We start from the raw sequence: 24813 nt of genomic DNA, 5'->3' as shown, positions 1-24813 counted from the left end.
CCGCCCGCATGCGCTAGACTGGCACATCATTATGCAAGGAGGCAGTGTGGCGGAAGCAGAGTTATCGATCATCGACTCGTTGGCGGACATCGATCCGGCGCAGTGGCAGGCGCTGGCCGGCGACAACCCGACGCTAGCCTACGCCTTCCTGCACGCGCTGCACGAAACCGGCTGCGCCTCCAGCAACACCGGCTGGTCGCCGCGCTACCTGATTCTGCAGCGCGACGGCGTGCTGCACGCGGCCATGCCGCTGTACCTGAAGGATCACAGCCGCGGCGAGTACGTGTTCGACCACGCCTGGGCCGACGCCTTCCACCGCAACGGCATCCCCTACTACCCCAAGCTGCTGTCGGCGGTGCCGTTCACGCCGGTAACCGGCGGCCGCCTGCTGGCCCACAATGCGCAAGACCGGCAACTGCTGGCGCGCGCCGCGCTGCAGGTGGCGCAGCAACTGGGCACCTCCTCGCTGCACATCCTGTTCCCCGACGACCAGGACAAGCAGGCGCTGGCCGACGCCGGCTACATGCTGCGTGAAGGCGTGCAGTTCCACTGGGAGAACCAGGACTACGCCGACTTCGACGCCTTCCTCGCCAGCATGAAGATGGAAAAGCGCAAGAAGATCCGCCAGGACCGCAAGCGCGTGCAGGAAGCCGGCATCCATTTCGAGCACCTGGCCGGCGCCGCCATCACGGACGAGGTGTTGCGCTTCTTCTACCAGTGCTATGTGTCGACCTACCAGGCGCACTTCTCCAAACCGTATCTGTCGCTGGCGTTCTTCCGGCGCCTGCTGGCCGAGACGCCGGACAGCCTGATGATCGTGCTGGCCAAGCGCGACGATGTGCCGGTGGCGGTGGCGCTGAACCTGGTGGGCGGCAATGTGATGTACGGCCGCTACTGGGGCACGCAGGAATTCGTCTCCGGCCTGCACTTCGAAACCTGCTACGTGCAATCGATAGACTACTGCATCCGCCACGGCCTGGCGCGCTTCGAGGGCGGCGCACAAGGCGTCCACAAGATGTCGCGCGGCCTGGTGCCGACGCCGACGTGGTCGGCGCACTGGGTGGCCGATCCGCGTTTTGCCGACGCCATCGCCGACTTCCTGGCACAGGAAACCGCCGCCATGAACGACTATATCGACGAACTGGCCGAACATATTCCCTTCAAGGCCATAGAAACCTCGTAAGGGGAACCCGTATTGAGGTTACAATAGGGTCGATATTGTTTCCTGGTAATATGGCAAAAATAGCATGAATGCAGATTTCATAAAACAGCGTAACCGCTTTAAGTCCGCCACGATGAAGCGGATCGACGTGAGCGAAGAGTCGTTCAACAGCGTCACCAATATTCTGGCGACCATTGCCAAGCCCTTCCATGTGCGCAAAGGCGAGTACCTGCAGCGTGCCGGCACGCCGGCGACGCAGGTGTACTGGCTGGCCAGCGGCGTGGCGCGCAGCGGTTTCTTCAACCGCGAAGGCGTGGAGATGACCTTGCGCTTCTACCGCGAAGGCGAATCGGCCACCACGCTGACCGACCTGCTCAACGGCGAGACGGGCCAGCCTGCGATGCAATTCCTGATTGCTGAAACGCCCGTCCACGGCTTCACGCTGGACTGGAAGCGCTGCTCCGAGCTGCGCGCGCAGAGTGAGGAGATGCAGGACTACCACATGCACATCGCCATGCACGGCCTGCAAACGCTGGCGCAGCATGCCTACAGCAACGGCGAAACCTCGGCACAGGAGCGGCTGGCGGCCTTCCGCGAAGAGTATCCGGGCCTGGAGGCCCGTATCTCGCAGCGCGCCATCGCATCCTATCTGGGCATCACGCCGCAATACATGTCGCGCCTGCGCCGCGAAGCCGAAGCAGCGTCGGGCGAACCGCGCGCGGCATAAAAAAATCCGGGGTCAGGTCCTCCATTGCTACACGAGCTCTGCCGTAGCGAACGCTACGGCAGAGCTCGTGTAGCAATGGAGGACCTGACCCCGGATTTAAACTTGGCGGCTTAAGCTGCTTGGTCTTTCTGGTAGTTGGCGACGCCGGCCAGGATTTCTTCCTTGGCGGCCTCTGGACCATGCCAGCCTTCGATCTTGACCCACTTGCCTTTTTCCAGGTCTTTGTAGTGCTCGAAGAAGTGCTGGATCTGGCGCAAGCGCAGTTCGTTCAGGTCTTCCGGCTTCTGCCAGTGGCTGTAGATCGACAGGACCTTGTCGACCGGCACGGCCAGTACTTTGGCGTCTTCACCGGCTTCGTCGGTCATTTTCAGTACGCCGATCGGGCGGCAACGCACCACTACGCCTGGGATCAGCGGGAACGGGGTGATCACCAGCACGTCCACCGGGTCGCCGTCGGCCGACAGGGTGTTCGGCACGTAGCCGTAGTTGCATGGGTAGTGCATGGCGGTACCCATGAAGCGGTCAACGAAGATCGCGCCCGACTCTTTGTCTACTTCGTATTTGATCGGATCGGCGTTCATCGGGATTTCGATGATGACGTTGAAGTCGTTAGGCAGATCTTTGCCGGAAGATACTTTGTTCAAGCTCATGGATTTTCCTCGGTTAGCGGGCTGTGTTTAACCGCGACATTATATCGAAGTACAGCCTGCTTGTGCGGCGCAACACCGCTGAACGTTTGTTATGATGAAGGCTGTTCTTATTCAGATAACGAATTATGATTTTCCGCCAACTGTACGACCACACCTCCTCCACCTACACCTATCTGCTCGGCGACGGCGGCGAGGCGGTGCTGATCGACCCGGTTTATGAGCAGGTGCCGCGCGATCTGGCGCTGCTGGAAGAACTCGGCCTGAAGCTGGTGGCCACGCTCGACACCCATGTGCACGCGGACCATGTGACAGGCGCCTGGCGTTTGCACCAGCGTTGCGGCAGCGCCATCGCGCTGTCGGCAGTGGCCGGCGCCAGCGGCGTCGACACGCCCTTGCATCACGGCGACCGGGTGCGCTTCGGCGCGCGCCACCTGGACGTGCGCGCCACGCCGGGCCACACCAGCGGCTGCCTGACCTATGTGCTGGACGACGAAAGCATGGCTTTCACTGGCGACAGCCTGCTGATTCGCGGCTGCGGCCGCACCGACTTCCAGCAAGGCAGTCCGCAGCAGTTGTTCGCCTCAGTGCACGAGCAGATCCTCAGCTTGCCGCCGGCCTGCCTGCTCTACCCTGCGCACGACTATCGCGGCATCACGGTCACCAGCGTGGCCGAAGAGCGGCGCTACAACCCGCGCCTGGGCGGCGACGTCGATGTGGGTGACTTTACGGGCCACATGAACAACCTCAACCTGCCGCATCCGAAACTGATCGCCTTGGCGGTGCCGGCCAACCTGCGCTGCGGCCAGCCGGAAGGCGACGCTCCGACCGACGCACCGGGCTGGGCGCCGCTGACGCTGCGTTTCAGTGGTGTGTGGGAGATCGAGCCGATGGCCTTGCTGGAGCATTTGGCCAAGGTGCAGGTGGTGGACGTGAGGGAAGCGCCGGAATTCATCGACCGTCTCGGCCACGTACATGGCGCCACGCTGGTGCCGCTGTCGCAGCTGACCGAGCGCATGGGCGAGTTCGACCGCGAGCAACCGATCGTGGCCGTCTGCCGATCCGGCGTGCGCTCGGCGCAGGCCAGCGTGCTGCTGACCAAGGCCGGCTTCACCAAAGTCGCCAATCTGGCCGGCGGCATGCTGCGCTGGAAAATCGAAGGTTTCCCGGCCGACTCCGATCCGGCATAACCCAGCGTCACTCCTGCGCAGGCGGGAGTCCATAGCCCGTTAGCTCAGCATGGATTCCCGCATGCGCGGGAAAGACGTTAGAGGATGGTGGCCAGTGCACACTGGCGGTAGTGGTTGGCGGCTTCCGCTTCCTGGCCCAGCGCTTCGTGCATTTGCGCCAGTTTCAAGTGGGATTCGCGCACCATGCGCGGGTCGGAGGCGTCCGACAGCGCCTGCTCCAGGTAGCGCTGGGCTTTGCCCCACAGTTTTTGCTTCAGGCACAGCGAACCGAGCGTCAGCGCCAGCTCGGCGTCGGTCGGGCGCGCGTGCGCCCAATTTTCGCAGTGTTCGATTTGCAGCAGCAAGGCGGCCGATCCGGCCGGCGCCGCCGCTTCGCGGTAGGTGCGCACCACGCGCTCGTCCCAGTCGGCCGTCAGCGATTCTTCCGCCACCAGGCGCGCTTCGTCGTGCAGGCCGCGCGCGTTGAGCGCGGTCGCGGCGCGGCACGCCACGTAGGGCTTGATGCGGTCGGCGGTCGGCACCGTCGACCACACGCGCAGCAGCGATTCGGCGTCGTGGCTCTGGTCGGACAGCAGGTCGTCGTAAGCCAGCTCGCGCAGGCGCGACGACAGCGCCGGGTGCAGCGCACGGTGCTTGTCCAGCGAACGCACCAGGCGCAGGACTTCCGGCCAGTTCTTGGCCTGCTGCTGCGCTTTCAGCGACATCTGCAAGGCGTGGATGTGACGGGTGCCGCTGGCGTTCAGCTCGCGCACGGCTTCCAGCGCCTGCTCCGGCTGGTGGTCGTCGACCAGCAGTTCGGTCATGGTCATCAGGCGCGCGGTTTTCATGCCGTTGTCGCCGGCCAGCTTGCCCAGCCATTGGTCGCGCCGCTGCGCCTGACGCATGCGGTGCGCCGCGCGGGCGCCGATCAGCGCCGCCACGCCGGCGTTTTCCGGCAGCTCGGAGGCGCGCAGCGCGGCCTTCTCGGCATGGCCGAAACGGCCTTCGAACAGGGCTTTCAACGCTTCGCGCAGGCCCTTGTTGCCATCGCGCTCGCGCTTGTGCTGGCGGTAGGCCGCCACTTTGCCCGGCATTTTGATGGTGGCGCGGAAGGCGCGGATCAGCACGTACAGGAAGGCGAACAACGCCACTTCCAGCACGATGAAGAAATTCAGCGACAGGTCGATGCGGTGCGGCGGATAGAACAGCACCACGTTGCCCGGATTGAAGCGCGCCGTCACGGCAATGCCGATGGCGGCTGCCATCATGGCGACTAACCAGAGAAATAAACGCATGACTATGGCTTCGCTTTGTAGTTGCGCACAGCGTTCAGGCTGTCGGACAGGGTCGGCATCTCGATGGCGAGATTGCTGCTCTGCACCTGGCGCAGCAGCGCCTGCACGGTCTGGGTGGAGCGGGCGCGCGTGTCGAAGTACTTGACCAGCGCTTCCTGCGCCGCGATCAGGTCGGCGCGGAACGCCGTTTCATTGCGCGACAACAAGGCCATGCGCGCGTTCAGCAGACGCAGCTTGAGGTTTTCGCGCAGGAAGTAGGACTGCGTCGGCGACAGCATCAGCGCGTCGGGCGTGTCGACATTGCGCACGCGGATCAGCTGGCGCACGTCGGTCCACATTTCGCTGCTCCAGCCGTTCCAGCCGTCTTGCAGCGCCAGCAGCCATGGGCTGGTGGTCTCCTCGACCTTGACCGGCTTGCCATCCTTGCCGTGCACGACCTTGGCCGGCTTGGCTTTCTTTTCCGGCGGCGCCGGCAGGGTCGGCTTTTCGTCGGCCAGCATCGGCAGCGTGTCGATTTGCGCGATGGCGTTGTCCAGGCGCAGCGCCACGCCGACCGAGTCCACGCTCGGCAGCGCTTTCAGCTTGTCGGTGTCGCGCGCGATGGCGCGGCGGATGGTGATGAATTGCGGCTTGTCCGAACGCGACAGGCTGCGGTCGGCGTTTTGCAGCGCGATCAGCGCGCCCGGCACGTTGCCGGCCAGCTGCAGTTGCTGCGACGCGGTCGACAGCACTTGCTCGATTTCGGTCAGCGCCCATTCGTCGCGATTCTTCGACAGGTCCTGGTACAGCTGCTCTAGCGCCAGTTGCTGGCTCTGCGCTTCCTGCTGTTTGCTTTCCAGCAGGGCGACCTTGCCTTGCAGCTCCTTGGTGCTTTCCTGCACGGTGCGCACCAGGTTGCCGGTGTCGGCATTGGTGGCGTCGCCCTTTTGCAGGCGCAGCGCCATTTCCTCGCGCAGCTTGTTGACCCGCGCGTGCGACGACCAGGTTTGGCCGGCCAGCAAAATGGTCAGCACGATCACGCCCACCAGCAGCATTTGCGGCTGTTGCAGCGTTTCGAGCAGACTCGGTTCGGGCTGGGCCGGCGCGGATGGTGGCGCAGGTGGCGCAGACTGCGGACTCTCGGCGGCTTTGGCGGTCGAGACCGCAGGATCAGGTAATGTAGGCAAATCGTTCATAGGCATGATTGTAACGCGGCCAGCAGGCGTTCGTCGCCTGATCCAGTGAGCGTCAGCTTGGAAAATCCTAAATTATTTGCCGTTTCGGCAATTCGGGCATGTGGCACGATCACGTGCTGCTGTTGCATTGATACAACGCTATTGTGCTGCATCGCATCAGGATGGTGCAAGTCCAGCTGTTGCAAGAGACCCATCAAGCCGCGCAAGGCTTCGGAACTGGTGATGATCCAGTCGTTTTGCTGCGCCAGCAAGGCGCGCAGACGCGTCGCCAATAGCGGCGTCAGTTGCGGCACGGAGCGGCGGTAGGCCGGCACCACATCCACCAGGGCGCCGGCGGCGCGCAGGCCGTCGGCCATCAGTTCGCGCCCGCTTTCGCCACGGATGATGAGCACCGGCTTGCCGTTCAGGGCGGCCAGGTCCAGCGTTTGCAGCAAGTGTTCGGAATCGCTGTGGGCGGTGTCGGCCGGGCTGACGATGTGCACCGTGTCCGGCGTGACGCCATGCGCGGCCAGGGCGGCGCGGCTGCCCTCGCCCAGCACCGCCAGCGTGACGCCGTCCGGCCAGCGCGCGATGTGCGCAAAAGCGGCGTCGATGGCGTTGGGCGAGACGAAGGCCACCAGCGCGTACTCATGCAGCCGCGCCAGCGCCGCCAGCAGCGGCGCCTGGTCTTCCAGCGGCGCGATCTCCAGCAGCGGCAACACTTCCACGGCGCGGCCCAGCGCGCTCACGCGGGCGGCCAGCGCTCCGGCCTGGGCCAGTGGACGGGTAATGACGACAGCGCCGATCATCCCCGGATCAGGCGCCAGGCTTGCCGACGGCCGGCTCGGCCAGCGTGGCCGAACGGGCGTCGGCTTCGGCTTGCGCCGCATCGCTCAGGCAGGCCGACAGGATGTCCTCGGCGTCCTGCGCGCGCAGCAGCTCGGCCACTTGCGCGCCCAGCGCTTCGGCGTCGGCCGCCGCGCCGCGCACTTCGGCGCTGGCCATGCGCGTGCCGTCCGGCGTGGCGACCATGGCGCGCAGATGCATGTCGCCGCCTTCCACAGTGGCGAAGGCGGCCAGCGGCACCTGGCAGCTGCCGCCAAATACTTTCGAGACCTTGCGCTCGGCGGTGACGGCTTGCGCGGTGGCTTCATGGTTCAGCGGAGCCAGGATGGCCATCAGGTCGATGCCGTCGTCGCGCTCGGCGATTTCGATCGCCATGGCGCCCTGCCCTGCGGCAGGCAGGCTGCTGGCCGGGTCGAGCAAGGCGCGGATGCGCTGCGGCAAGCCGAGGCGCTTGAGGCCGGCGGCGGCCAGGATGATGGCGGCGTAGTCGCCACGATCCAGTTTGCCCAAGCGTGTGTCCAGATTACCACGCAGTGGTTTGATCACCAGGTGCGGGTAACGCGCCGCGATCAGCGACTGGCGGCGCAGGCTGCTGGTGCCGACCACGGCGCCGGCCGGCAGCACGTCGAGCGAATCATAGTCGTTGGAAACGAAGGCGTCGCGCGGATCTTCGCGCTCCAGTACAGCCGCCAGCGCAAAACCTTCCGGCAATTCCATCGGTACATCCTTGAGCGAATGCACGGCCAGATCGGCGCGGCCTTCGGCCATGGCCACTTCCAATTCCTTCACAAACAGGCCCTTGCCGCCGACTTTGGACAAGGTGCGATCCAGAATTTGATCGCCGCGCGTCGTCATTCCGACAATTTTGACATCGCAGTGCGGATATAATATTGTCAAGCGTTCGCGCACATGTTCCGCCTGCCACATGGCTAGGCGGCTTTCACGTGAGGCGATCACCAATCTGGATGGGGGACTTTGTACCATTTCCGATGTTTTCAAAACCAGTTCTTTCGCTGTAGCTGACGTCAACCGGCGCAAGCCAGTACCACGCGCGTGTTTAAGATCACAAATTTTAGCATGCTCACCTTCTCGCAGAACCGGGCCACAAGCCCTTGCACCGACATTTATCTCTTTGTGGCTTAACACATGGCAAACCAATCTAGTGCAACGCATCTTACTGCTGAACAACCGGGCGTAGACAAGGACGCACCACTCAAAGAAGACATTCGCTTACTCGGCCGCCTGCTCGGCGACGTATTGCGCGACCAGGAGGGCGAAGAAGTCTACGCCGTGGTCGAAACCATCCGGCAAACCGCCGTGCGCTTCCGCCGCGAGGCCGATGCCGGCGCCGCCAAGGAACTGGATGGCATGCTGAAAATCCTCACCAAGGAACAGACGATTTCCGTGGTGCGCGCGTTTTCCTATTTCTCGCACCTGGCCAATATCGCCGAAGACCAGCACCACATTCGCCGCCGCCGCGCCCACCTGCTGGCCGGCTCGAACCCGCAGCAAGGCAGCGTCAACTTCGCGCTGTGCAAGCTGAAGGAAGCCGGCGTCAGCCAGGAAACCGTGTCGACCTTCTTCAAGGACGCGCTGATTTCGCCGGTGCTGACCGCCCACCCGACCGAGGTGCAGCGCAAATCCATCCTCGATGCCGAGCACGATATCGCGCGCCTGCTGGCCGAACGCGACCTGCCGATCACGCCGAAGGAACGCGCCGCCAACCTGCACCTGCTGCGCGCGCGCATCGCCACGCTGTGGCAGACCCGCATGCTGCGCTACTCCAAGCTGACCGTGGCCGACGAGATTGAAAACGCCCTGTCCTACTACCGCATCACCTTCCTGCGCGAACTGCCGGGGTTGTACGACGACATCGAGCAGGACATCGCCCACCACTACGGCGACGAAGACCAGCCGCAACTGATCAACGCGCCTTACGTGCAGATGGGCAGTTGGATCGGCGGCGACCGCGACGGCAATCCGAATGTCAACGGCAACACCATGTCGCACGCGCTGACGCGCCAGGCCACCACCATCCTCGACTTTTACCTGGAAGAAGCGCACACGCTGGGCGCCGAACTGTCGATCTCGACCCTGATGATCGCCTGCTCGGCCGAACTGCAGGCGCTGGCCGACCAGTCGCCGGACACCTCCGACCACCGCGCCGACGAACCGTATCGCCGCGCCCTGATCGGCATCTACGCGCGCCTGGCCTCGACCGCGCGCGCGCTGGGCGCCACCAACATCCTGCGCAAGGAAGTGGGCCACGCCGAACCGTACGCCGCCGCCGCCGCCTTCTCGGCCGACCTGCAAGTGCTGATCGACTCGCTCAACGCCAACCACGGCGCGGTGCTGGTGCAGCCGCGCCTGTCCACCCTGAAGCGCGCGGCCGATATCTTCGGCTTCCACCTGGCGTCGCTGGACATGCGCCAGTCGTCCGACATCCACGAGCGCGTGCTGGCCGAGCTGTTCGCCAAATCGGGCGTGCTGGCCGAATACTCCGCGCTGGACGAGGACGCCAAGGTCAAGCTGCTGCTCGACGAACTGTCGCAGCCGCGCCTGCTCAATTCGCCGTACATCAGCTACTCGGCCGAGACCGTCTCCGAGCTGGGCGTGTTGCGCGCCGCGCGCGAGATCCGTTCCCGCTACGGCGTGCGCGCGATCCGCAACTACATCATCTCGCACACCGAAACCGTGTCCGACCTGCTGGAAGTGCTGCTGCTGCAAAAGGAAATGGGCCTGCTGCGCCTCGCCGCGGGTGAAGCCAAACCCGAGCTGGACCTGATGGTGATCCCGCTGTTCGAAACCATTCCCGACCTGCAGCGCGCGGCCGACATCATGGAAGCCGTGATGGCCATCCCGCTGGTGAAGGAATTGATCGCCAAGCAGGGCCAGATCCAGGAAGTCATGCTGGGCTATTCGGACTCCAACAAGGACGGTGGCTTCCTCACCTCCAACTGGGAGCTGTACAAGGCCGAAACCCACCTGGTCACCGTGTTTGAAAAAGCCGGCGTCAAGCTGCGCCTGTTCCACGGCCGTGGCGGCACGGTCGGTCGCGGCGGCGGTCCGTCGTACGAGGCCATCCTGGCGCAGCCGCACGGCACCGTCAACGGCCAGATTCGCCTGACCGAACAGGGCGAGATCATCGCCTCCAAGTTCTCCAACAAGGACATCGGCCGCCGCAACCTGGAACTGCTGGTCGCGGCCACCCTGGAAGCGAGCCTGATGCCGCAGCCGGAAGACGCCGAGCACAGCAAACAGCTGCGCGGCTTCGAGGCAGTGATGGCCGAGATTTCGGACCGCGCCTACAAGGCCTACCGCAACCTGGTCTATGAAACCCCGGGCTTCACCGACTACTTCTTTGCCGCCACGCCGATCGCCGAGATCGCCGAGCTGAACCTCGGTTCGCGCCCGGCCTCGCGCAAGTCGACCAAGCGCATCGAAGACCTGCGCGCGATTCCATGGGGCTTCTCGTGGGGCCAGTGCCGCCTGCTGCTGCCGGGCTGGTACGGTTTCGCCAGCGCCATCGGCGGCTGGATCGCGGACGGAGACAAAGCCGAGCGCCTGGCCCAGCTGCAAGCCATGTTCCAGCAGTGGCCGCTGTTCGCCACCCTGCTGTCCAATATGGACATGGTGCTGGCCAAGACCGACCTGGCGATCGCCTCGCGTTACGCCGAACTGGTGCAGGACAAGGAACTGCGCGACCGCATCTTCAAGCGCATCACCGAAGAGCATGCCAGTACGCTGGAGATCCTGCAAAGCATCACCGGCGCCACCGAGCGTCTGGCCGGCAACCCGCTGCTGGCGCGTTCGATCCAGAACCGCTTCGCCTACCTCGACCCGCTCAACCACTTGCAGGTTGAACTGATCAAGCGCCACCGCGCGCTGTCGAGCGAAAGCAAGGCGGACGAACGCGTGCACCGTGGCATCCACCTGTCGATCAACGGCGTCGCGGCCGGCTTGCGCAACACCGGCTAAGCCAGCTATTCCATCAAAGCCCCGGCCTCCTCACGGACGCCGGGGCTTTTTTGTTTTACAAATTGCAACAAGTATCAAAATTGCATTACAATTACCTCACAGCCACTCGCCAAAAAACTACATGCGCCAACTGTCCGGTGTTCCACCGTATTCCGAGCTCCACCAGATGATGGGCCCGGATGAGCTTATCAAGCTCATGCCGCACCCGCTGTTCGTCAAGGACAGCCAATCGCGCATCGTCATGATGAATCCCGCTTGCGAGGCCCTGTGGGGCGTGCGCCTTGAGCAGATCGTCGGCACCGACGGCACCGATGCCCTGCCCGAGGCCAACGTACGGGCAATTCGCGAGCAGGACCGCAAAACCTTCGCCAGCGGCAAAACCTGCATCGACGAAACTTATATATGGAACGCCGCTCATCAGGGCATGCGCTGGATGCTGACCTACAAGCATCCAACCTACGACAGCGAAGGTCGCCCCCACGTGCTGATCGCCAGCTGTATCGACATCACGGAACGCAAGGACAAGGAAGCAGCGGCGGCAAGCGCCTTGCAGCAAACCCGTCAAAACGCCGGCCTGCAACAAGACACCATGGAATCCCGGCACCGCGTCCTGGCGCGCAGCACGCAAGACAACCTGGCGCAGAACCTGATGGCGCTCAAGCTGGACATCACCATGCTGCAGGCGCGCACCGGCGGCCAGCAACCGCTGCTGCACAAGCGCGCGACGCAGGCGCTGGAGACGATCAACCAAAGCATCCAGAACGTGCGCGACATTATCAATGAACTGCATCCCGCGACGCTGGAACTGGGCCTGACGGCGGCCATCGAATGGCAGTTGCAGCAGATGGAAAAACTCCACGGTCTGCAATATCGGCTACTGGTGCAGGACGACACCGCGGTGCTGACCCAGCAGCAGACCTCGGCCTTGTTTCACCTGGTGCAGGATGGGCTAGGCTACCTGCGCACCGACGCCAGCAAGGTGTTGGTCGAACTCAACCTGCACCGCGAGCACATCGCCATCACCATCAGCAGCGACGCCGGTGCCGGCCCGGACGCGTCGAACGCGCTGAACGCCATTCACGAACGGCTTGCCACGCTGGGCGGTACGCTGCGAACAACGCCCAACGCCCTGCATATCGCGCTGCCGGGCGCAGCCTGAGCGACTCAGGCGCGCGGCGTCCAGGCCGGTTTATTTTCCGGATAGAGTTCGCGCTCCACCGCCCCCGCGTACGGCGGCTCCAGCGTACCGAGCGTGATGGCGATGCGCTCAGGCGTTTCCGTGCTGCGCCAGAACAAGGTGGAGCCGCACACGCGGCAGAAATCGCGCCGTCCGTCGGCCGACGACGCGTATTCAGCGATCAGCTCCCTGCCCTGTTCGATCACCAGGCCGGCCATGCCGACGTTCGCGTATGATCCGGCCGCCGCGCCGTGCTGCTTCTGGCACATGGTGCAATAGCAGTGGCTGGCGTGAAACACCGGCAACGCCGCGCGATAGCGCACGCCGCCGCACAAGCAGCTACCGTGTAAATCCGTGCTGTCACCCATCGTGATTTCCTCCTTTGGCTTGCCAGTGTAATTCATCTTCTTTGTACGCTGGCGCATGGACGCGGCGTTGGGCGCGCGTTGTAATCGTAAGCTCATCCCAACCGCGAGGACATCATGACCACGCTCACGCCGGCGGCCGAACTGGCCGCCCAAAGCACGCCCTATCCCAACGACAGCACCGAGTACCGCTTGGCGCGCGCCGCGCTGCTGGTCGAGGAAATCGAACTGCGCCGCCATATCGAACGCGTGGCCGCGCAGCGCCGCGCCCTGCCGCCCGGCGGCGCCGCGCCGGACTACGACTTCATCGACGAAAACGGCAAAACGGTGAAGCTGGCCGATATGTTCGGCAAGCACGACACGCTGATCACCTACTTCTGGATGTACGGCCCGCAACGCGAGCGGCCCTGTCCCATGTGCACATCCTTCCTCGGCGCCTTCGATGGGCCGGCGGGCGACCTGACGCAGCGCGTCGGCGTGGCCGTCATCGGCCGCTCGCCGGTATCGCGCCAACTGGCCTTCGCCCGCGAGCGCGGCTGGCGCAACCTGCGCTTCTACCAATGCGTGGGCGACGACTTCCCGCGCGACTATCGCGGCCTGGCGCCGGACGGCAGCGAGTGGCCGGCGCTGGATGTGTGGACCAACAAGGACGGCACGGTGCGCCACTTCTGGGCCAGCGAAATGGGCGGCACCCAAGACCCCGGCCAAGACCCGCGCGGCGCCCCCGACCCAACCGCGCTGTGGAACTTCCTCGACCTGACGCCGGCCGGACGCGGCACCGACTGGTATCCGAAACTATCGTACTGACGAAAAAAAAGGAGGCACATGGCCTCCTTTCTTGTTTGCTTCATTGAACTTAGCTCTGCCTTAGTTCTGGGTCAGGAAAGTTTTCAGCTTGTCCGAGCGCGATGGCTGGCGCAGCTTGCTCATGGCCTTGGCTTCGATTTGACGGATACGCTCGCGGGTCACGTCGAACTGCTTGCCCACTTCTTCCAGCGTGTGGTCGTTCGACATTTCCACGCCGTAGCGCATGCGCAGCACTTTCGCTTCGCGCGGCGTCAGCGAGTCCAGCACTTCCTTGATGACGTTGCGCATCGAGGCGTGCAACGCGGCATCCAACGGCGCCAGCGTGGTGTTGTCTTCGATGAAGTCGCCCAGCTGCGAATCGCCATCCTCGCCCATCGGCGTTTCCATGGAGATCGGCTCTTTGGCGATCTTCATGATTTCGCGGACTTTGTTTTCCGGCATTTCCATCTTCAGCGCCAAGGTCGCCAGGTCCGGCTCGCTGCCGGTTTCCTGCATGATCTGACGCGAAATGCGGTTCATCTTGTTGATGGTCTCGATCATGTGCACCGGCACGCGGATGGTGCGCGCCATGTCGGCGATCGAACGCGTGATGGCCTGACGAATCCACCAGGTGGCATAGGTCGAGAACTTGTAGCCGCGACGGTATTCAAACTTGTCCACCGCCTTCAACAGACCGATATTGCCTTCCTGGATCAGATCCAGGAACTGCAGGCCACGGTTGATGTACTTCTTGGCGATCGAAATTACCAGACGCAAGTTGGCGACCGTCATTTCACGCTTGGCTTGGCGCGCACGCTTCTCGCCGGCGGCCATCTGCTTGTTGATCTTGCGCAGGTCGGCCAGCGGCAGCGCCACGCGCGATTGCAGGTCGATCATCTTGCGCTGCAGTTCTTTCACGGCCGGCACGTTACGACCCAGTACGGTGCTGTATGGATAGCCGGCATCGACTTCGCCGTCGACCCAGTCCAGGTCCGTTTCATTGCCTGGGAAGACCTTGATGAAGTGGGCGCGCGGCATGCCGCAACGGTTCACGCACAGTTCCAGCACGGCGCGTTCGATGTGGCGCACTTCTTCCATCTGGCCACGCAGCGTGTCGCACAGCTTTTCCACCACTTTCGCGGTGAAGCGGATGCCCAGCAGCTCGGTCGAAATCGCTTCCTGCGCGGCGACGTAGGCCTTGGAGCCATAGCCCCCCGAAGCCTTGCGCATTTTTTCGAACTGCGCCGAGATGAAAGCGAACTTGTCCAGCGCGGCGATCTTCAGCTGCGCCAGTTGCTCAGTCGAGTAGCCGGCCGCGCCGCCACCAACGTCGCCGTCTTCTTCTTCGCCGTCGTCTTCTTCATCTTCGTCGTCCGCTGCCGAATGCGGAGCGGCCGGGGCCGGTGCGCTTTCGTTCGGATCGACAAAGCCGTCGACCACGTCGTCGACCTTCATTTCGTCGGCTTCGATCTTGCCGGCCAGCGAAATGATTTCGGCGATGGTGGTCGGGCAGGCGGAGATCGCCTGGATCATGTCCTTCAGGCCTTCTTCGATGCGCTTGGCGATTTCGATCTCGCCTTCCCGGGTCAGCAGCGCCACGGCGCCCATTTCACGCATATACATGCGGACCGGGTCGGTGGTGCGGCCGAAATCGGAATCGACGGTCGACAGCGCGGTGGCGGCGGCCGCTTCCACTTCATCGTCCGAGGCCACGGTGGCGACGTTGTCGCTCAGCAGCAGCGCTTCCGCGTCCGGGGCGCGCTCGTAGATGGCGATGCCCATGTCGTTGAAGGTCGCGATGATGCCTTCGATCGCTTCCGGATCGATGATGTTTTCCGGCAGCTGGTCGTTGATCTCCGCATAGGTCAGGAAACCGCGTTCCTTGCCCATGTTGATCAGGTTCTTGATCTGCGTGCGGCGTTTTTCCAGTTCCTCGGCCGAGGCTTTAGGATCCAGGCCCAGCAGGTCCGCACCGCCCTTGGCTTTGCGTTCGCGGGCTTTGGACACGGCTTTCAGTTCGGCGCGCTCGACCGCGTTCAGCGCGGCGATTTCGTCGTTCTCAGGCGTGAACTCGGACGGCTTGCGGCCACGGCGGCCAGGCACTTTCACGCCCGGCAGCTGGTAGCCGGAAGTGTCGATCGACGCCAGGGTGGCGGCGTCGGTGACCTGGTTGACGGCCGGCGCGTTGGCGCTGCTGGTGGCGACCACCGGTGCGACGTCCAGCTTGGCCTTGACCAGCTTGGACTTCGCCGCAGCCTTGACCACCACGGCCGGGGCCTCGCCCTCGATCGCGGCGGCGGCGCTCTTGCGCGCCACTTTGACGGCCTTGACGGTCTCGTCCGCCACGTCCGCTGCCGACTCCTCGGCCAGTACGGCCGCCTCGGCAGCCGCGCTCAGACGGGTTTTCTTTTTGACGACCGTTACTTTGCTCGCTGCCTCTTCATTATCAATCACATAAGACAGAGTCGTCTTCGGCACCACCAGTGGCGCGGCGCTCGCGCGGGTAGGCTTCTTGACGGACAACGTTAAAGTTTTCGGTTTTGTCATTAAAAATCTCTCAATGCGTACTCGCCAGAAATTACAAAAAAGCTGACCCCGCGCCGACCGCGAACGGTGCGCATGGGTGGAAATGTTGTAATTTAGCTGACGATTATCTGCGGAATAAAAAAAGCCCGCTTCCAGCCACGGGCTTGTTTCTCTTGTCAGGGAAGAATGAGAAGGGCAAATGAGAAGGGCTAGCGCCCTCTTTCAGACCATCCGAATCGCATCCTGTTCCAAACTGAATCACACCGTATTGCGTTAGTGCGTCGAACATTATACACATTTCGGGCCGGGAGCGCACGTCTTACCGTGGTCCTAAGTCCTTCCTAAGCATGAGCAATCGAACACAGTGACTCAAAATGCACTGCATTCCTCTGGAGCGCATGATATGCTGACGGCTGTTGCTTAACCTTTGAAGTCGATGAACACTAGTCTTACCAACCAGCCTCCGGTCGCAGAGCCAGCTACCCCTGCCTCCACCCCGGCGACTGCCGCCCAGTCCCCGCGCAGCTTGCTGAAACAGTTGCAAACCCAATTCCCGGCCTTCCGCGATTTTCTGCCCTTGTCGATCGGTATCGACAAGCAGTTGCTGGCCGTGATGCCCGACCTCGACCGCAAAACCATGCGGACCGCGCTCGGCATCCACACCGGCTCCCTGCGCTACCTGAAAGTCATGGAAAAAGCCAAAGTGCGCCATGACCTCGACGGCACCCCAGGCGCCGAAGTCACCGACACCCACCGCGCCCACGCCACCCAAGTGCTGCAAGAGCGTTTCAAGAAAGAAGCGGAGCGCAAGAAAGCCGAACGCGACGCCAAGGCCGCCGAAGAAGCAGCGCGCCTGCGCGCCGACAAGCTGACGCAGCTGGCCGCGAAGTTCTCGAAAAAGGGCTGAGTTGGATAGCCAGGCCGTAGTGGCGCCGGCGGAAGACGAGCTGCCGCCCTACACCGGCATCCGCATTGCCGACGTTCATATGGTCGTTACCCCGGAACAGGCCATCGCCGCGCGCGATGCCCTGCTGGTGTGTGACGCCATCGGCTTCGATACCGAATCGAAGCCGACCTTCACGCGCGGCGAGACCTCCACCGGTCCGCACCTGATCCAGTTTTCCACCGACCACAAGGCGTATCTGTTCCAGATCGGCGCCAGCACCGAGCCGCACATCCGGGCGGCGCTGATCGCCATCCTGGAACGGCCTTTGCCGTTGAAGATAGGCTTCGGCCTGTCGGACGACGTCAAGCGGCTGCACGCCAAGCTCGATATCCGCGCGGGCGGCATCGTCGACATGTCGGTGGCGCTGCGCGCACCCGGCCAGCGCAACGACCTCGGCGCCAAGACGGCGGTGGCCAAGTTCTTCGGACTCAAGCTGCAAAAGTCCAAGAAGATCTCCACCACCAACTGGGCCCTGCCGCGCCTGAACGAAAAGCAGATCCTGTACGCGGCCGACGACGCACAAGTGGCGCTGCGCGTCTACCGCCGTTGGATAGAGCTCGGCAACAAGTTACCCCCAATAAAGCCCGTCAAGCTGCCGAAGCCGGCCAAAACCGGTATAGTCTGACGCAGCGGCCGCCGTGCGCCGCCTGAATAAGGACCGGTATGCCGACGTTTGCCGCTTTCAGTATCGCCGCCGCCCTGGCGGCTGCACCAGCCCGCACTCCAACCGCCGCACCTGCAGCCGTCCTGATCGCGCCCGACACGCTGGAACAACGTGTCGCCGCCTGCCTGGCCTGCCACAGCGTGAAGGAACGCGGCGACGCCTACTTCCCACGCATCGCCGGCAAGCCGGCCGGCTACCTCTACAACCAGCTGCGCAATTTCCGCGATGGCCGCCGTCACTATCCGATGATGACCTATATGGTGGCCCAGCTGCCGGACGACTACCTGCGCGAGATCGCCGACTATTTCGCCGCCCAGCATCCACCGTACGCAGCGGCGGCGGCCGGCAGCGGCGCCAACGCCACCAGCGCCCAGCTGGCACGCGGTCAAACGTTGGTGCGGCAAGGCGATGCGGCGCGCAAGATCCCGGCCTGCGTGTCCTGCCACGGCACAGCGCTGACCGGCGTTGAGCCGGCCATCCCCGGCCTGCTCGGCCTGCCCAGTGACTACATCAACGCCCAGTTCGGCAACTGGAAGAACCACAGCCGCCGCGCCGCCGCGCCCGACTGCATGGCCGACATCGCCGCCCGCCTGAGCGACGCCGACGTGGCCGCCGTCTCGGCCTGGCTGGGCAAACAACCGCCCGACGCCGACGCCCGCCCGGCCGCCGGCCTGCCGGCGCCCCTGCCCATGGCCTGCGGCAGCGCGCCCGCCGCCGCAACGGGAGGTACGAAATGAAGAAAATCGTTTATACCGTTATCGCCATCGTGCTCGTGGCTGGCGTAGCGATTGCTGTCTTGCTGGCGCAGCAGTTCCGCAGCGAAGACCTCGGCCCGCCCGCCTCGGCCACGATGGCCAACGTGACGCCTGCGGCCGAACTGGTGGCGCGCGGCGCCTACCTGGCCAAGGCCGGCGACTGCATGGCCTGCCACACGGTGCGCGGCGGCCAGCCCTACGCCGGCGGCCGCGCGCTGCAGACGCCGTTCGGCAGCGTGATCTCGCCCAACATCACCGCCGACCGCACCACCGGCATCGGCACCTGGAGCGCCGACGACTTCTGGCGTGCCCTGCATCACGGCAAATCCAAAGACGGCCGCCTGCTCTACCCGGCCTTCCCCTACACCAGCTACACCCACGTCACGCGTGAAGACGCCGATGCGCTGCACGCCTACCTGCGCACCGTGCCGGCCGTCAGCCAGCCCAACCAGCCGCACCAGTTGCGCTTCCCCTACAACCTGCAAGTGTCGCTGGCCGCATGGCGCGCGCTGTACTTCAAGCCGGCGGCGTTCGCGCCCGAGCTGGGCCAGTCGGTGGAATGGAATCGCGGCGCCTACCTGGTGCAAGGACTGGGCCATTGCAGCGCCTGCCACAGCGCGCGCAATCCGCTGGGCGCGGAAGGCGGCGAACTGTCCGGCGGCATGCTGGCGGCGCAAGGCTGGTACGCGCCGCCGCTCAACGCCAGGGGAGACTGGCGGCAGGAACATCTGGCGGCGCTGCTGAAAACCGGCACGTCGCCGCGCGCCACCGTGTTCGGGCCGATGGCCGAAGTGGTCAGGGAAAGCCTGCAATATCTGAACGACGGCGACATCAAGGCGATGGCGGTCTACCTACAGTCGCTGCCGCCCGAACCCAAACCGCCGGCCTACGAACGCGACAGCGGCGCCCAGGCCGTGGCCTATCTGGCGGAAGGCGCCAAGCTGTACGATAAGCATTGTGTGGACTGCCACGGCGCCAACGGACAGGGCAAGCCGCCCGCCTATCCGCCACTGGCCGGCAACCAGGCGCTGACCATGGACAACGCGGTCAATCCTATCCGCATCGTGCTGAACGGCGGCTTCGCACCGGCCACGGCAGGCAATCCGCGTCCGTACAGCATGCCGCCGTTCGGCCACGCGCTGAGCGACACGGAAACCGCGCAGGTGGTGTCCTACCTGCGCAGCGCCTGGGGCAATAACGCGCCGCCGCTCAACAGCACCGACGTCAACCGCTACCGCGCCATTCCGTTGGACTAGATCAGGGCTCGACGAAGCCGATGCGGTCGGTGGTGGCGTTGCGCGCATCCTGCACCGCGATCTTGCCTTCGGACAGCAGCGCGCGCAGCGAGGTGTTCATGGTGTGACAGCCCTCGCCCGGCTTGTCTTCCATCCAGATGCGCAAGTTGGAAATCTGGCCTTCGGCGATCATCTCGGTGACTTCGGGATTGTTGGTCAGGCATTCGGTGGCGAGATAGTAGCGCTCGCCCTTCACCGCCGGCAGCAGCGCCTGGCACAGCACGCCGCGCAGCGCGTGCGCCAAAGCTTGCGCCTGCGGCTCGGTGTTGCCGAGCAGGCGCAGCATCTTCTGCAAACCCAGCTCGGTCGAACGCGCATGCAACGAGGCCAGCACCAGCGGGCCGGCTTCGGCCAGGGCCAGCGCTTCCTGCGCTGTTTGCGCATCGCGGATTTCGCCGATGCAGATCACGTCCGGACGCTCACGCAGCGCGTCCAGCGCGCCCAGGTAGAAGCTCTCCACGTCGCCGTCGAAACCGACTTCGCGCTGGGTGATGACGCACTGGCGCTGCGGGATCAGCGTTTCCACCGGGTCTTCAATGGTGATGATGTGGCCGGAGCGGTGCTTGTTGATCTCGTCCAGCATGGAAGCGATGGTGGTCGACTTACCCTGGCAGGTGTCGCCGATGATCAACACCAGGCCGCTGGTCAGACGCGCGAAGTTTTGTTCGTGCAGGCCCAGGCCCAGCTTGGACAGCGGCACAGGCTCCTTCGGAAAGCGGCGGATCACGCAACCGAGACGCTTACGGCCCTGGAAACTGAAACAGTTGGCGCGGATGCGCGCGGTGTGCAGATCAACCGCACGGTCGAAGGCGCGGTCCTGGATGCGTTCGGCCCAGTTGGGCTCGACCACTTCAAAGAATTCCTGCAGTTCCTCGCGCGTGATCGGCGAGTCGGTGACCGCCACCAGCCCTTTCGGCTGGCGCAGCATCAACGGACTGTTCTGGTGGATCAGGATGTCGCTGAAAATCAGCTTGGAATTGAGCAGGTGCAGGATCTGCTCGACGAGGGTGCCGAAGACCGGATGGTCTTCGTTCTCGATGTAGCTCAGGGTGCGGATTTGCGACGACTGGTAGTGTTCCATCTCTGTTCAGATCTCCGGTGGGTCCCGGAAGATTATAAGAGAAAAACTTGCAGAGTCGAAACTTTTTAGCTGCGGACTTTGGGGTATTTGAAGCCGGTGCGCAAATCCATGCTGAAGCGTGTGCCTTTTTCGGTCACCAGCACGTGGTCGGGTGGTTCTTCGCCGGCCAGCGGACGGTAAAACACCGGCAAGCCTTCGGATTTGCGGATCAGTTCGTCGCAGCGCTCGAACACGTTCGGGCAACCGGTATCGGCCAGCAGGGCTTGCACGATGGGCACTTTCCAGGCGTCGACGCCGGCCGCCTGGAACTGGCAGATCAGGTAGCCGCTGGTGCCGCCCCAACTGTCGACCAGCAGGCCGGGCAAGCCGTCCTGGTCGCCGCGAATGACGGGCACCAAGTCGGTCGGCGCGGCGGCGCGCACGGCGGCGGCGCGCTTGGCGATGGCGGCGCGCACGCGGCGCTTCATCATGGCGTGGTCGACCGGTTCGTCTTCCTTGTAGCTCCAGATGCGGGCCCGGACTTCGGAATTCGGGTTCCAGGCGGCGCGCGCCAGGAACTGGCGTGAGGCGGTTTGCACGATGGCGGTGGCGCCGGGCTTGTTTTTTTCTTGCGGGCGACCGTCGACGCGCTCGATGGCGGTGGCGTAGATCAGGATGTCGCCGGCCAGCAGGCGCTTTTCCTTGCCCTGTTTGATGGTTATAGTAAGCATAGCCGAATTTTACCTCATGCGCCGGTTCAGTCCCGGCGCAGCGCATTCTGCCCCGCGCAGAGTGCAATCCGTCGCAGCACGGTTTCGGGCCGGAATCCAATTCCGTAGGATGCATCCCAAGATAACCAAGGAGAGCATCATGACCACACGCCGCATCGTTTCCACCCTGTTCCTGTCGGCCGGCCTGCTGGCCGCCACCGCTCCAATGCTGGCCGAGGCCGGCCCGCTCAGCTGGCTGAGCGGCGGCGAGCGCGTGCAAGGCAGCGGCAAGATCGTCAAGCAAAACCGCGAGATCGGCCATTTCAATGCACTGACGGTCGGCGTGGGCGGCGACGTCGAAATCCGCCTCGGCAATACCGAAAGCATTACCGTGGAAACCGATGACAACATCCAGCCGCTGATCACCACGGTGGTGGAAAACGGCACCCTGCGCATCCGCACGGCCAAGAACAATCTGCGGCTCGAGACCCGCACCATGAAAATCATCGTGCAGGCGCGCACGCTCGACAAGCTGTCCATCGGCGGCTCGGGCAACGTCACCGCCGACAAGTTGCGCGGCGAGAACCTGACCATTGATGTTGGCGGCTCGGGCTCGATCAGCGTCGGCCAGATGGAAGCCGAATCGGTGGCCATCGCCCTGGGTGGCAGCGGCAGCCTGAAGGCGGCCGGCAACACCGAACGCCTGCAGGTGTCGATCGGCGGCTCGGGCCGGGTGCAGACGGGCCAATTGCAGGCGCGCGACGCCACCGTGAGTATCGGCGGCTCCGGCCAAGCCACCGTCTGGGCCAAGAAAACGCTGAACCTGAGCGTGGCCGGCTCGGGCGACATCCACTACTACGGCGATCCGCAGATCAGCAAGAGCATCATGGGTTCGGGCACCATCAAGCGCCTGGGCGACGCGCCGCAAAACTGAGCGTCGCCGCACGTCATGGGCGAATTTCTGGCAAAGTAGCGTTTGTTAGCGCGACCAAACAGCGCCACCGCATACTTAATGACCGGAGATTTTCCCATGACCAACACCAGCTATCCAGACACCCGCCTCCTGATCGCCAACGAGTGGAGCGACGCCACCGGCGGCAAAACCATTCCGGTGCTGAATCCTGCCACCGGCAAATCCATCGGCACCGTGGCGCACGCCACCATCGCCGATCTCGACCGCGCCCTGGCCGCCGCGCAGAGCGGCTTCGACGCCTGGCGCAAGGTCTCGGCCCACGAGCGCGCCGCCATCATGCGCCGCGCCGCCGCCCTGCTGCGCGAGCGCGCCGACGAGATCGGCCGCCTGCTGACCCAGGAACAGGGCAAGCCGCTGGTGCAGGCACGCGGCGAAGCGCTGGCCGGCGCCGACATCATCGACTGGTTCGCGGCCGAAGGCTTGCGCGTGTATGGCCGCATCGTGCCGTCGCGCAATCCGGCGGCGCAGCAGCTGGTGCTGAAGGAACCGGTCGGTCCGGTGGCCGCATTTACGCCATGGAATTTCCCGATCAACCAGGTGGTGCGCAAGCTGGCCGCCGCGCTGGCGACCGGCTGCTCCTTCCTGTGCAAGGCGCCTGAAGAGACGCCTGCATCGCCGGCCGCGCTGTTCCAGTGCTTCGTCGACGCCGGCGTGCCGCCAGGCGTGGTGGGCCTGGTGTTCGGCGATCCGGCCGAGATTTCCAACTACCTGATTCCGCATCCGGTGATCCGCAAGGTCACCTTCACCGGTTCGACCCCGGTGGGCAAACAGCTGGCCGCGCTGGCCGGCGCGCACATGAAGCGCGTGACCATGGAGCTGGGCGGCCATGCGCCGGTGATCATCGCCGAGGACGCCGATGTCGCGTTGGCGGTGGAAGCGACCGGCGGCGCCAAGTTCCGCAATGCCGGCCAGGTGTGCATCTCGCCGACCCGCTTCCTGGTCCACAACAGCATCAAGGATGAATTCACCCGCGCGCTGGTGGCGCATGCCGAGCGCCTGCAACTGGGCAATGGTCTGGTAGAAGGTACGACGCTGGGCCCGCTGGCCAATGAGCGCCGCGTTGCGGCCATGAGCAGCGTGGTGGCCGATGCGCGCGCCAAGGGCGCCAAGGTGGCGACTGGCGGCGAACGCGTTGGCACCGAGGGCAATTTCTTCGCGCCGACCATCCTGGCCGACGTGCCGCTGAACGCCAGCGTGTTCAACGACGAGCCGTTCGGCCCGATCGCGGCGATCCGTGGTTTCGATGCTTTGGAAGAGGCGATTGCGGAAGCCAACCGCCTGCCGTTCGGCCTGGCAGGTTACGCCTTCACGCGTTCGATCAAGAATGCGCATCAGCTGATGAACAATATGGAAGTGGGCATGCTGTGGCTGAACCAGCCGGCCACGCCGAGCGCCGAAATGCCGTTCGGCGGCGTCAAGGATTCGGGCTATGGTTCGGAGGGTGGTCCGGAGGCGCTGGAAGCCTACCTCAACACCAAGTCGGTTTCGCTGCTGGGCGTGTAAGTTCCTCTCAGCCCTCGGCAAACACCTGCCGGGGGCTGGCGCCGCCAATCAACGATTTGATCCAGGCGCGCAATTGCGTGCTGTCGGCGCCTTCAATTTTCGGCGCCGCCTCATCGCGCGCACCGTCATCCTCCAGCAAATCATTCAATACCGCGCGCAATGCGCGCAATTCGCCCTGCTGCATTCCCTGCTGCATTCCCTGCTGTATTCCTTCCTGCAAGGCCTCCTCGCGCGGCTGCAGAAGCTCCCTGATTAATTCTTCCGTGATGAAACTGTTGTGCCTGGTGTCAGTGCGCATAGTCGTATTCTCCTCCAGTTCAATGTTAGGATCCCCCCCTCCTCACGCAAGGTGAGCAGCAGCCAACGGTCGATGCTCGCGCGTGCGGGCGCCAGATCCGGCTGCCCTAGCCGCATCGAAAGGGCCATCCAGGCTATCTTTTTTTCCGCATCGGTCGTTGCCTGCCGCAAGCGAAACAGAAGTCCTACGAGGTTGCCGCGCACGCAGTCGTGATGCTGGTCGATCAACATGTAGCGCTGGCCTGCCTGGAAGTGCTCCAGCCCTTCGGGTGGCGGCAGCAGCAACTCGCGCAACTCGGTGGCAGCGCTCCACGGCCGCCGGCCGTGATACAGCACGATCGGCACCACCGGCGGCAGCCTGCCATGCTTGCTCAGCTTGTGCTGGGCCACCAGGTCCTGATACAGCAAACCAATATACACCTGCATCCGCAGCGCCATCCACTTGTCGGAGCGCGACTGAAACTCCAGCAGGATGTAGACGTACACCCATTCGCCGCCAATGCGTGCCCGCCACACTACATCCTCATGGCGCACCTTGCCCTGCTCGCTCGCGTAGCTGGCGTTGACGCGTTCGAACGCGTCGACCGCCAACGCCGGCGCCCAGTCGGCCGATAAAAAGCCAGCCAGCAGGTCGCGCACGATTTCAGGGTGCGAGAAGAGCTGTTTGTAAACGATGTCGATACTGTTGTTCATGAAAGAATATTCTAGCGTTCAGCAACATTGCCGAGTACGCTAGGCGGCGAGCTTGGTTTGGCTCTCCTCAACAAGATACCAACTA

Annotated in this window: 23 protein-coding genes; 12 read left to right on the top strand and 11 right to left on the bottom strand. The window is 64.0% G+C overall.

The window, feature by feature from the left end:
• Positions 1-46: 46 nt before the first annotated feature.
• Together ACXZ1M_RS23375 and ACXZ1M_RS23370 are read left to right on the top strand one after the other, a co-directional pair.
• Entirely contained in the window at positions 47-1183 is a 1137-nt protein-coding gene (locus tag ACXZ1M_RS23375) for a GNAT family N-acetyltransferase (RefSeq protein ID WP_459049997.1), read from the top strand.
• Positions 1184-1295: 112 nt separating this feature from the next.
• Positions 1296-1889 carry a Crp/Fnr family transcriptional regulator gene (locus tag ACXZ1M_RS23370; RefSeq protein ID WP_459049996.1) on the top strand — a complete coding sequence of 198 codons (594 nt, stop codon included), beginning with the start codon at positions 1296-1298 and terminating at the stop codon, positions 1887-1889.
• Between the two features lie 110 nt (positions 1890-1999).
• On the opposite strand, the gene ppa is transcribed toward ACXZ1M_RS23370, so the two are convergent.
• Positions 2000-2539 carry an inorganic diphosphatase gene (ppa, locus tag ACXZ1M_RS23365; protein ID WP_459049995.1) on the bottom strand — a complete coding sequence of 180 codons (540 nt, stop codon included), beginning with the start codon at positions 2537-2539 and terminating at the stop codon, positions 2000-2002.
• Positions 2540-2664: 125 nt separating this feature from the next.
• Between ppa and ACXZ1M_RS23360 the strand changes: the two genes are divergently transcribed.
• Complete coding sequence (locus tag ACXZ1M_RS23360) at positions 2665-3726, top strand: MBL fold metallo-hydrolase (protein WP_459049994.1); 1062 nt, start codon at positions 2665-2667, stop codon at positions 3724-3726.
• 77 nt (positions 3727-3803) lie between these two features.
• Here the strand turns inward: ACXZ1M_RS23360 and ACXZ1M_RS23355 are convergent, their stop codons facing one another.
• From ACXZ1M_RS23355 to hemC, 4 genes are read right to left on the bottom strand one after another with little or no spacing between them, the layout of a single operon-like run.
• On the bottom strand, positions 3804-5000 hold the full coding sequence (locus ACXZ1M_RS23355) for a heme biosynthesis HemY N-terminal domain-containing protein (RefSeq protein ID WP_459049993.1): 1197 nt from the start codon (positions 4998-5000) through the stop codon (positions 3804-3806).
• Between the two features lie 2 nt (positions 5001-5002).
• Positions 5003-6175, bottom strand: a complete 1173-nt coding sequence (locus tag ACXZ1M_RS23350; RefSeq protein WP_459049992.1) for a uroporphyrinogen-III C-methyltransferase — start codon at positions 6173-6175, stop codon at positions 5003-5005.
• Positions 6172-6963 (bottom strand): uroporphyrinogen-III synthase, encoded by a 792-nt coding sequence (locus ACXZ1M_RS23345; protein WP_459049991.1) that lies wholly within the window; start codon positions 6961-6963, stop codon positions 6172-6174. The genes ACXZ1M_RS23350 and ACXZ1M_RS23345 overlap by 4 nt, the downstream gene beginning before the upstream one ends.
• A 7-nt stretch (positions 6964-6970) precedes the next feature.
• Positions 6971-7984, bottom strand: a complete 1014-nt coding sequence (gene hemC, locus ACXZ1M_RS23340; protein ID WP_459054068.1) for a hydroxymethylbilane synthase — start codon at positions 7982-7984, stop codon at positions 6971-6973.
• Positions 7985-8146: 162 nt separating this feature from the next.
• On the opposite strand from hemC, the gene ppc reads away from it, so the two are divergent.
• Complete coding sequence (gene ppc / locus ACXZ1M_RS23335) at positions 8147-10978, top strand: phosphoenolpyruvate carboxylase (protein WP_459049990.1); 2832 nt, start codon at positions 8147-8149, stop codon at positions 10976-10978.
• Between the two features lie 121 nt (positions 10979-11099).
• The gene (locus ACXZ1M_RS23330; RefSeq protein WP_459049989.1) at positions 11100-12137 is read left to right on the top strand and encodes a sensor histidine kinase; all 1038 of its coding nucleotides are present in this window, start codon (positions 11100-11102) and stop codon (positions 12135-12137) included.
• 5 nt (positions 12138-12142) lie between these two features.
• Here the strand turns inward: ACXZ1M_RS23330 and ACXZ1M_RS23325 are convergent, their stop codons facing one another.
• The gene (locus ACXZ1M_RS23325) at positions 12143-12523 is read right to left on the bottom strand and encodes a GFA family protein (RefSeq protein WP_459049988.1); all 381 of its coding nucleotides are present in this window, start codon (positions 12521-12523) and stop codon (positions 12143-12145) included.
• A 114-nt stretch (positions 12524-12637) separates the two neighbouring features.
• Here ACXZ1M_RS23325 and ACXZ1M_RS23320 point away from each other — a divergent pair, with 114 nt between their 5' ends.
• On the top strand, positions 12638-13327 hold the full coding sequence (locus ACXZ1M_RS23320; protein ID WP_459049987.1) for a DUF899 family protein: 690 nt from the start codon (positions 12638-12640) through the stop codon (positions 13325-13327).
• Positions 13328-13387: 60 nt separating this feature from the next.
• Here ACXZ1M_RS23320 and rpoD read toward each other — a convergent pair whose 3' ends face one another.
• Complete coding sequence (gene rpoD / locus ACXZ1M_RS23315) at positions 13388-15853, bottom strand: RNA polymerase sigma factor RpoD (RefSeq protein ID WP_459049986.1); 2466 nt, start codon at positions 15851-15853, stop codon at positions 13388-13390.
• A gap of 415 nt (positions 15854-16268) precedes the next feature.
• Here rpoD and ACXZ1M_RS23310 point away from each other — a divergent pair, with 415 nt between their 5' ends.
• The 4 genes from ACXZ1M_RS23310 to ACXZ1M_RS23295 all read left to right on the top strand — a co-directional run bounded on the left by ACXZ1M_RS23310 (position 16269) and on the right by ACXZ1M_RS23295 (position 19453).
• Complete coding sequence (locus ACXZ1M_RS23310; protein ID WP_459049985.1) at positions 16269-16739, top strand: ProQ/FINO family protein; 471 nt, start codon at positions 16269-16271, stop codon at positions 16737-16739.
• A gap of 79 nt (positions 16740-16818) precedes the next feature.
• Positions 16819-17403, top strand: coding sequence for a 3'-5' exonuclease (locus ACXZ1M_RS23305; protein ID WP_459054067.1), 585 nt, complete (start codon positions 16819-16821; stop codon positions 17401-17403).
• A gap of 38 nt (positions 17404-17441) precedes the next feature.
• Complete coding sequence (locus ACXZ1M_RS23300) at positions 17442-18179, top strand: c-type cytochrome (RefSeq protein WP_459049984.1); 738 nt, start codon at positions 17442-17444, stop codon at positions 18177-18179.
• Positions 18176-19453 (top strand): cytochrome c, encoded by a 1278-nt coding sequence (locus ACXZ1M_RS23295; protein ID WP_459049983.1) that lies wholly within the window; start codon positions 18176-18178, stop codon positions 19451-19453. The genes ACXZ1M_RS23300 and ACXZ1M_RS23295 overlap by 4 nt, the downstream gene beginning before the upstream one ends.
• A 1-nt stretch (position 19454) precedes the next feature.
• On the opposite strand, the gene ACXZ1M_RS23290 is transcribed toward ACXZ1M_RS23295, so the two are convergent.
• Positions 19455-20573 carry a type IV pilus twitching motility protein PilT gene (locus ACXZ1M_RS23290; protein WP_459049982.1) on the bottom strand — a complete coding sequence of 373 codons (1119 nt, stop codon included), beginning with the start codon at positions 20571-20573 and terminating at the stop codon, positions 19455-19457.
• A gap of 65 nt (positions 20574-20638) precedes the next feature.
• A complete protein-coding gene (locus ACXZ1M_RS23285) occupies positions 20639-21283 on the bottom strand; it encodes an SAM-dependent methyltransferase (RefSeq protein ID WP_459049981.1) in 645 nt (214 codons plus the stop codon).
• Between the two features lie 139 nt (positions 21284-21422).
• Between ACXZ1M_RS23285 and ACXZ1M_RS23280 the strand changes: the two genes are divergently transcribed.
• A complete protein-coding gene (locus tag ACXZ1M_RS23280; protein WP_459049980.1) occupies positions 21423-22196 on the top strand; it encodes a head GIN domain-containing protein in 774 nt (257 codons plus the stop codon).
• Positions 22197-22292: 96 nt separating this feature from the next.
• Positions 22293-23738, top strand: coding sequence for an NAD-dependent succinate-semialdehyde dehydrogenase (locus ACXZ1M_RS23275; protein WP_459049979.1), 1446 nt, complete (start codon positions 22293-22295; stop codon positions 23736-23738).
• A 7-nt stretch (positions 23739-23745) separates the two neighbouring features.
• Here ACXZ1M_RS23275 and ACXZ1M_RS23270 read toward each other — a convergent pair whose 3' ends face one another.
• Both ACXZ1M_RS23270 and ACXZ1M_RS23265 read right to left on the bottom strand, forming a co-directional pair.
• Positions 23746-24036 (bottom strand): hypothetical protein, encoded by a 291-nt coding sequence (locus ACXZ1M_RS23270; protein WP_459049978.1) that lies wholly within the window; start codon positions 24034-24036, stop codon positions 23746-23748.
• Positions 23991-24728: an Rpn family recombination-promoting nuclease/putative transposase gene (locus tag ACXZ1M_RS23265; RefSeq protein ID WP_459049977.1), complete on the bottom strand. Its 738-nt coding sequence runs from the start codon at positions 24726-24728 to the stop codon at positions 23991-23993. Before ACXZ1M_RS23265 ends, ACXZ1M_RS23270 begins: the two co-directional genes overlap by 46 nt.
• Positions 24729-24813: the final 85 nt, after the last annotated feature.

The sequence above is a fragment of the Duganella paludis genome, from assembly GCF_054461335.1.
This window is presented reverse-complemented; position numbering and strand designations above follow the sequence as displayed.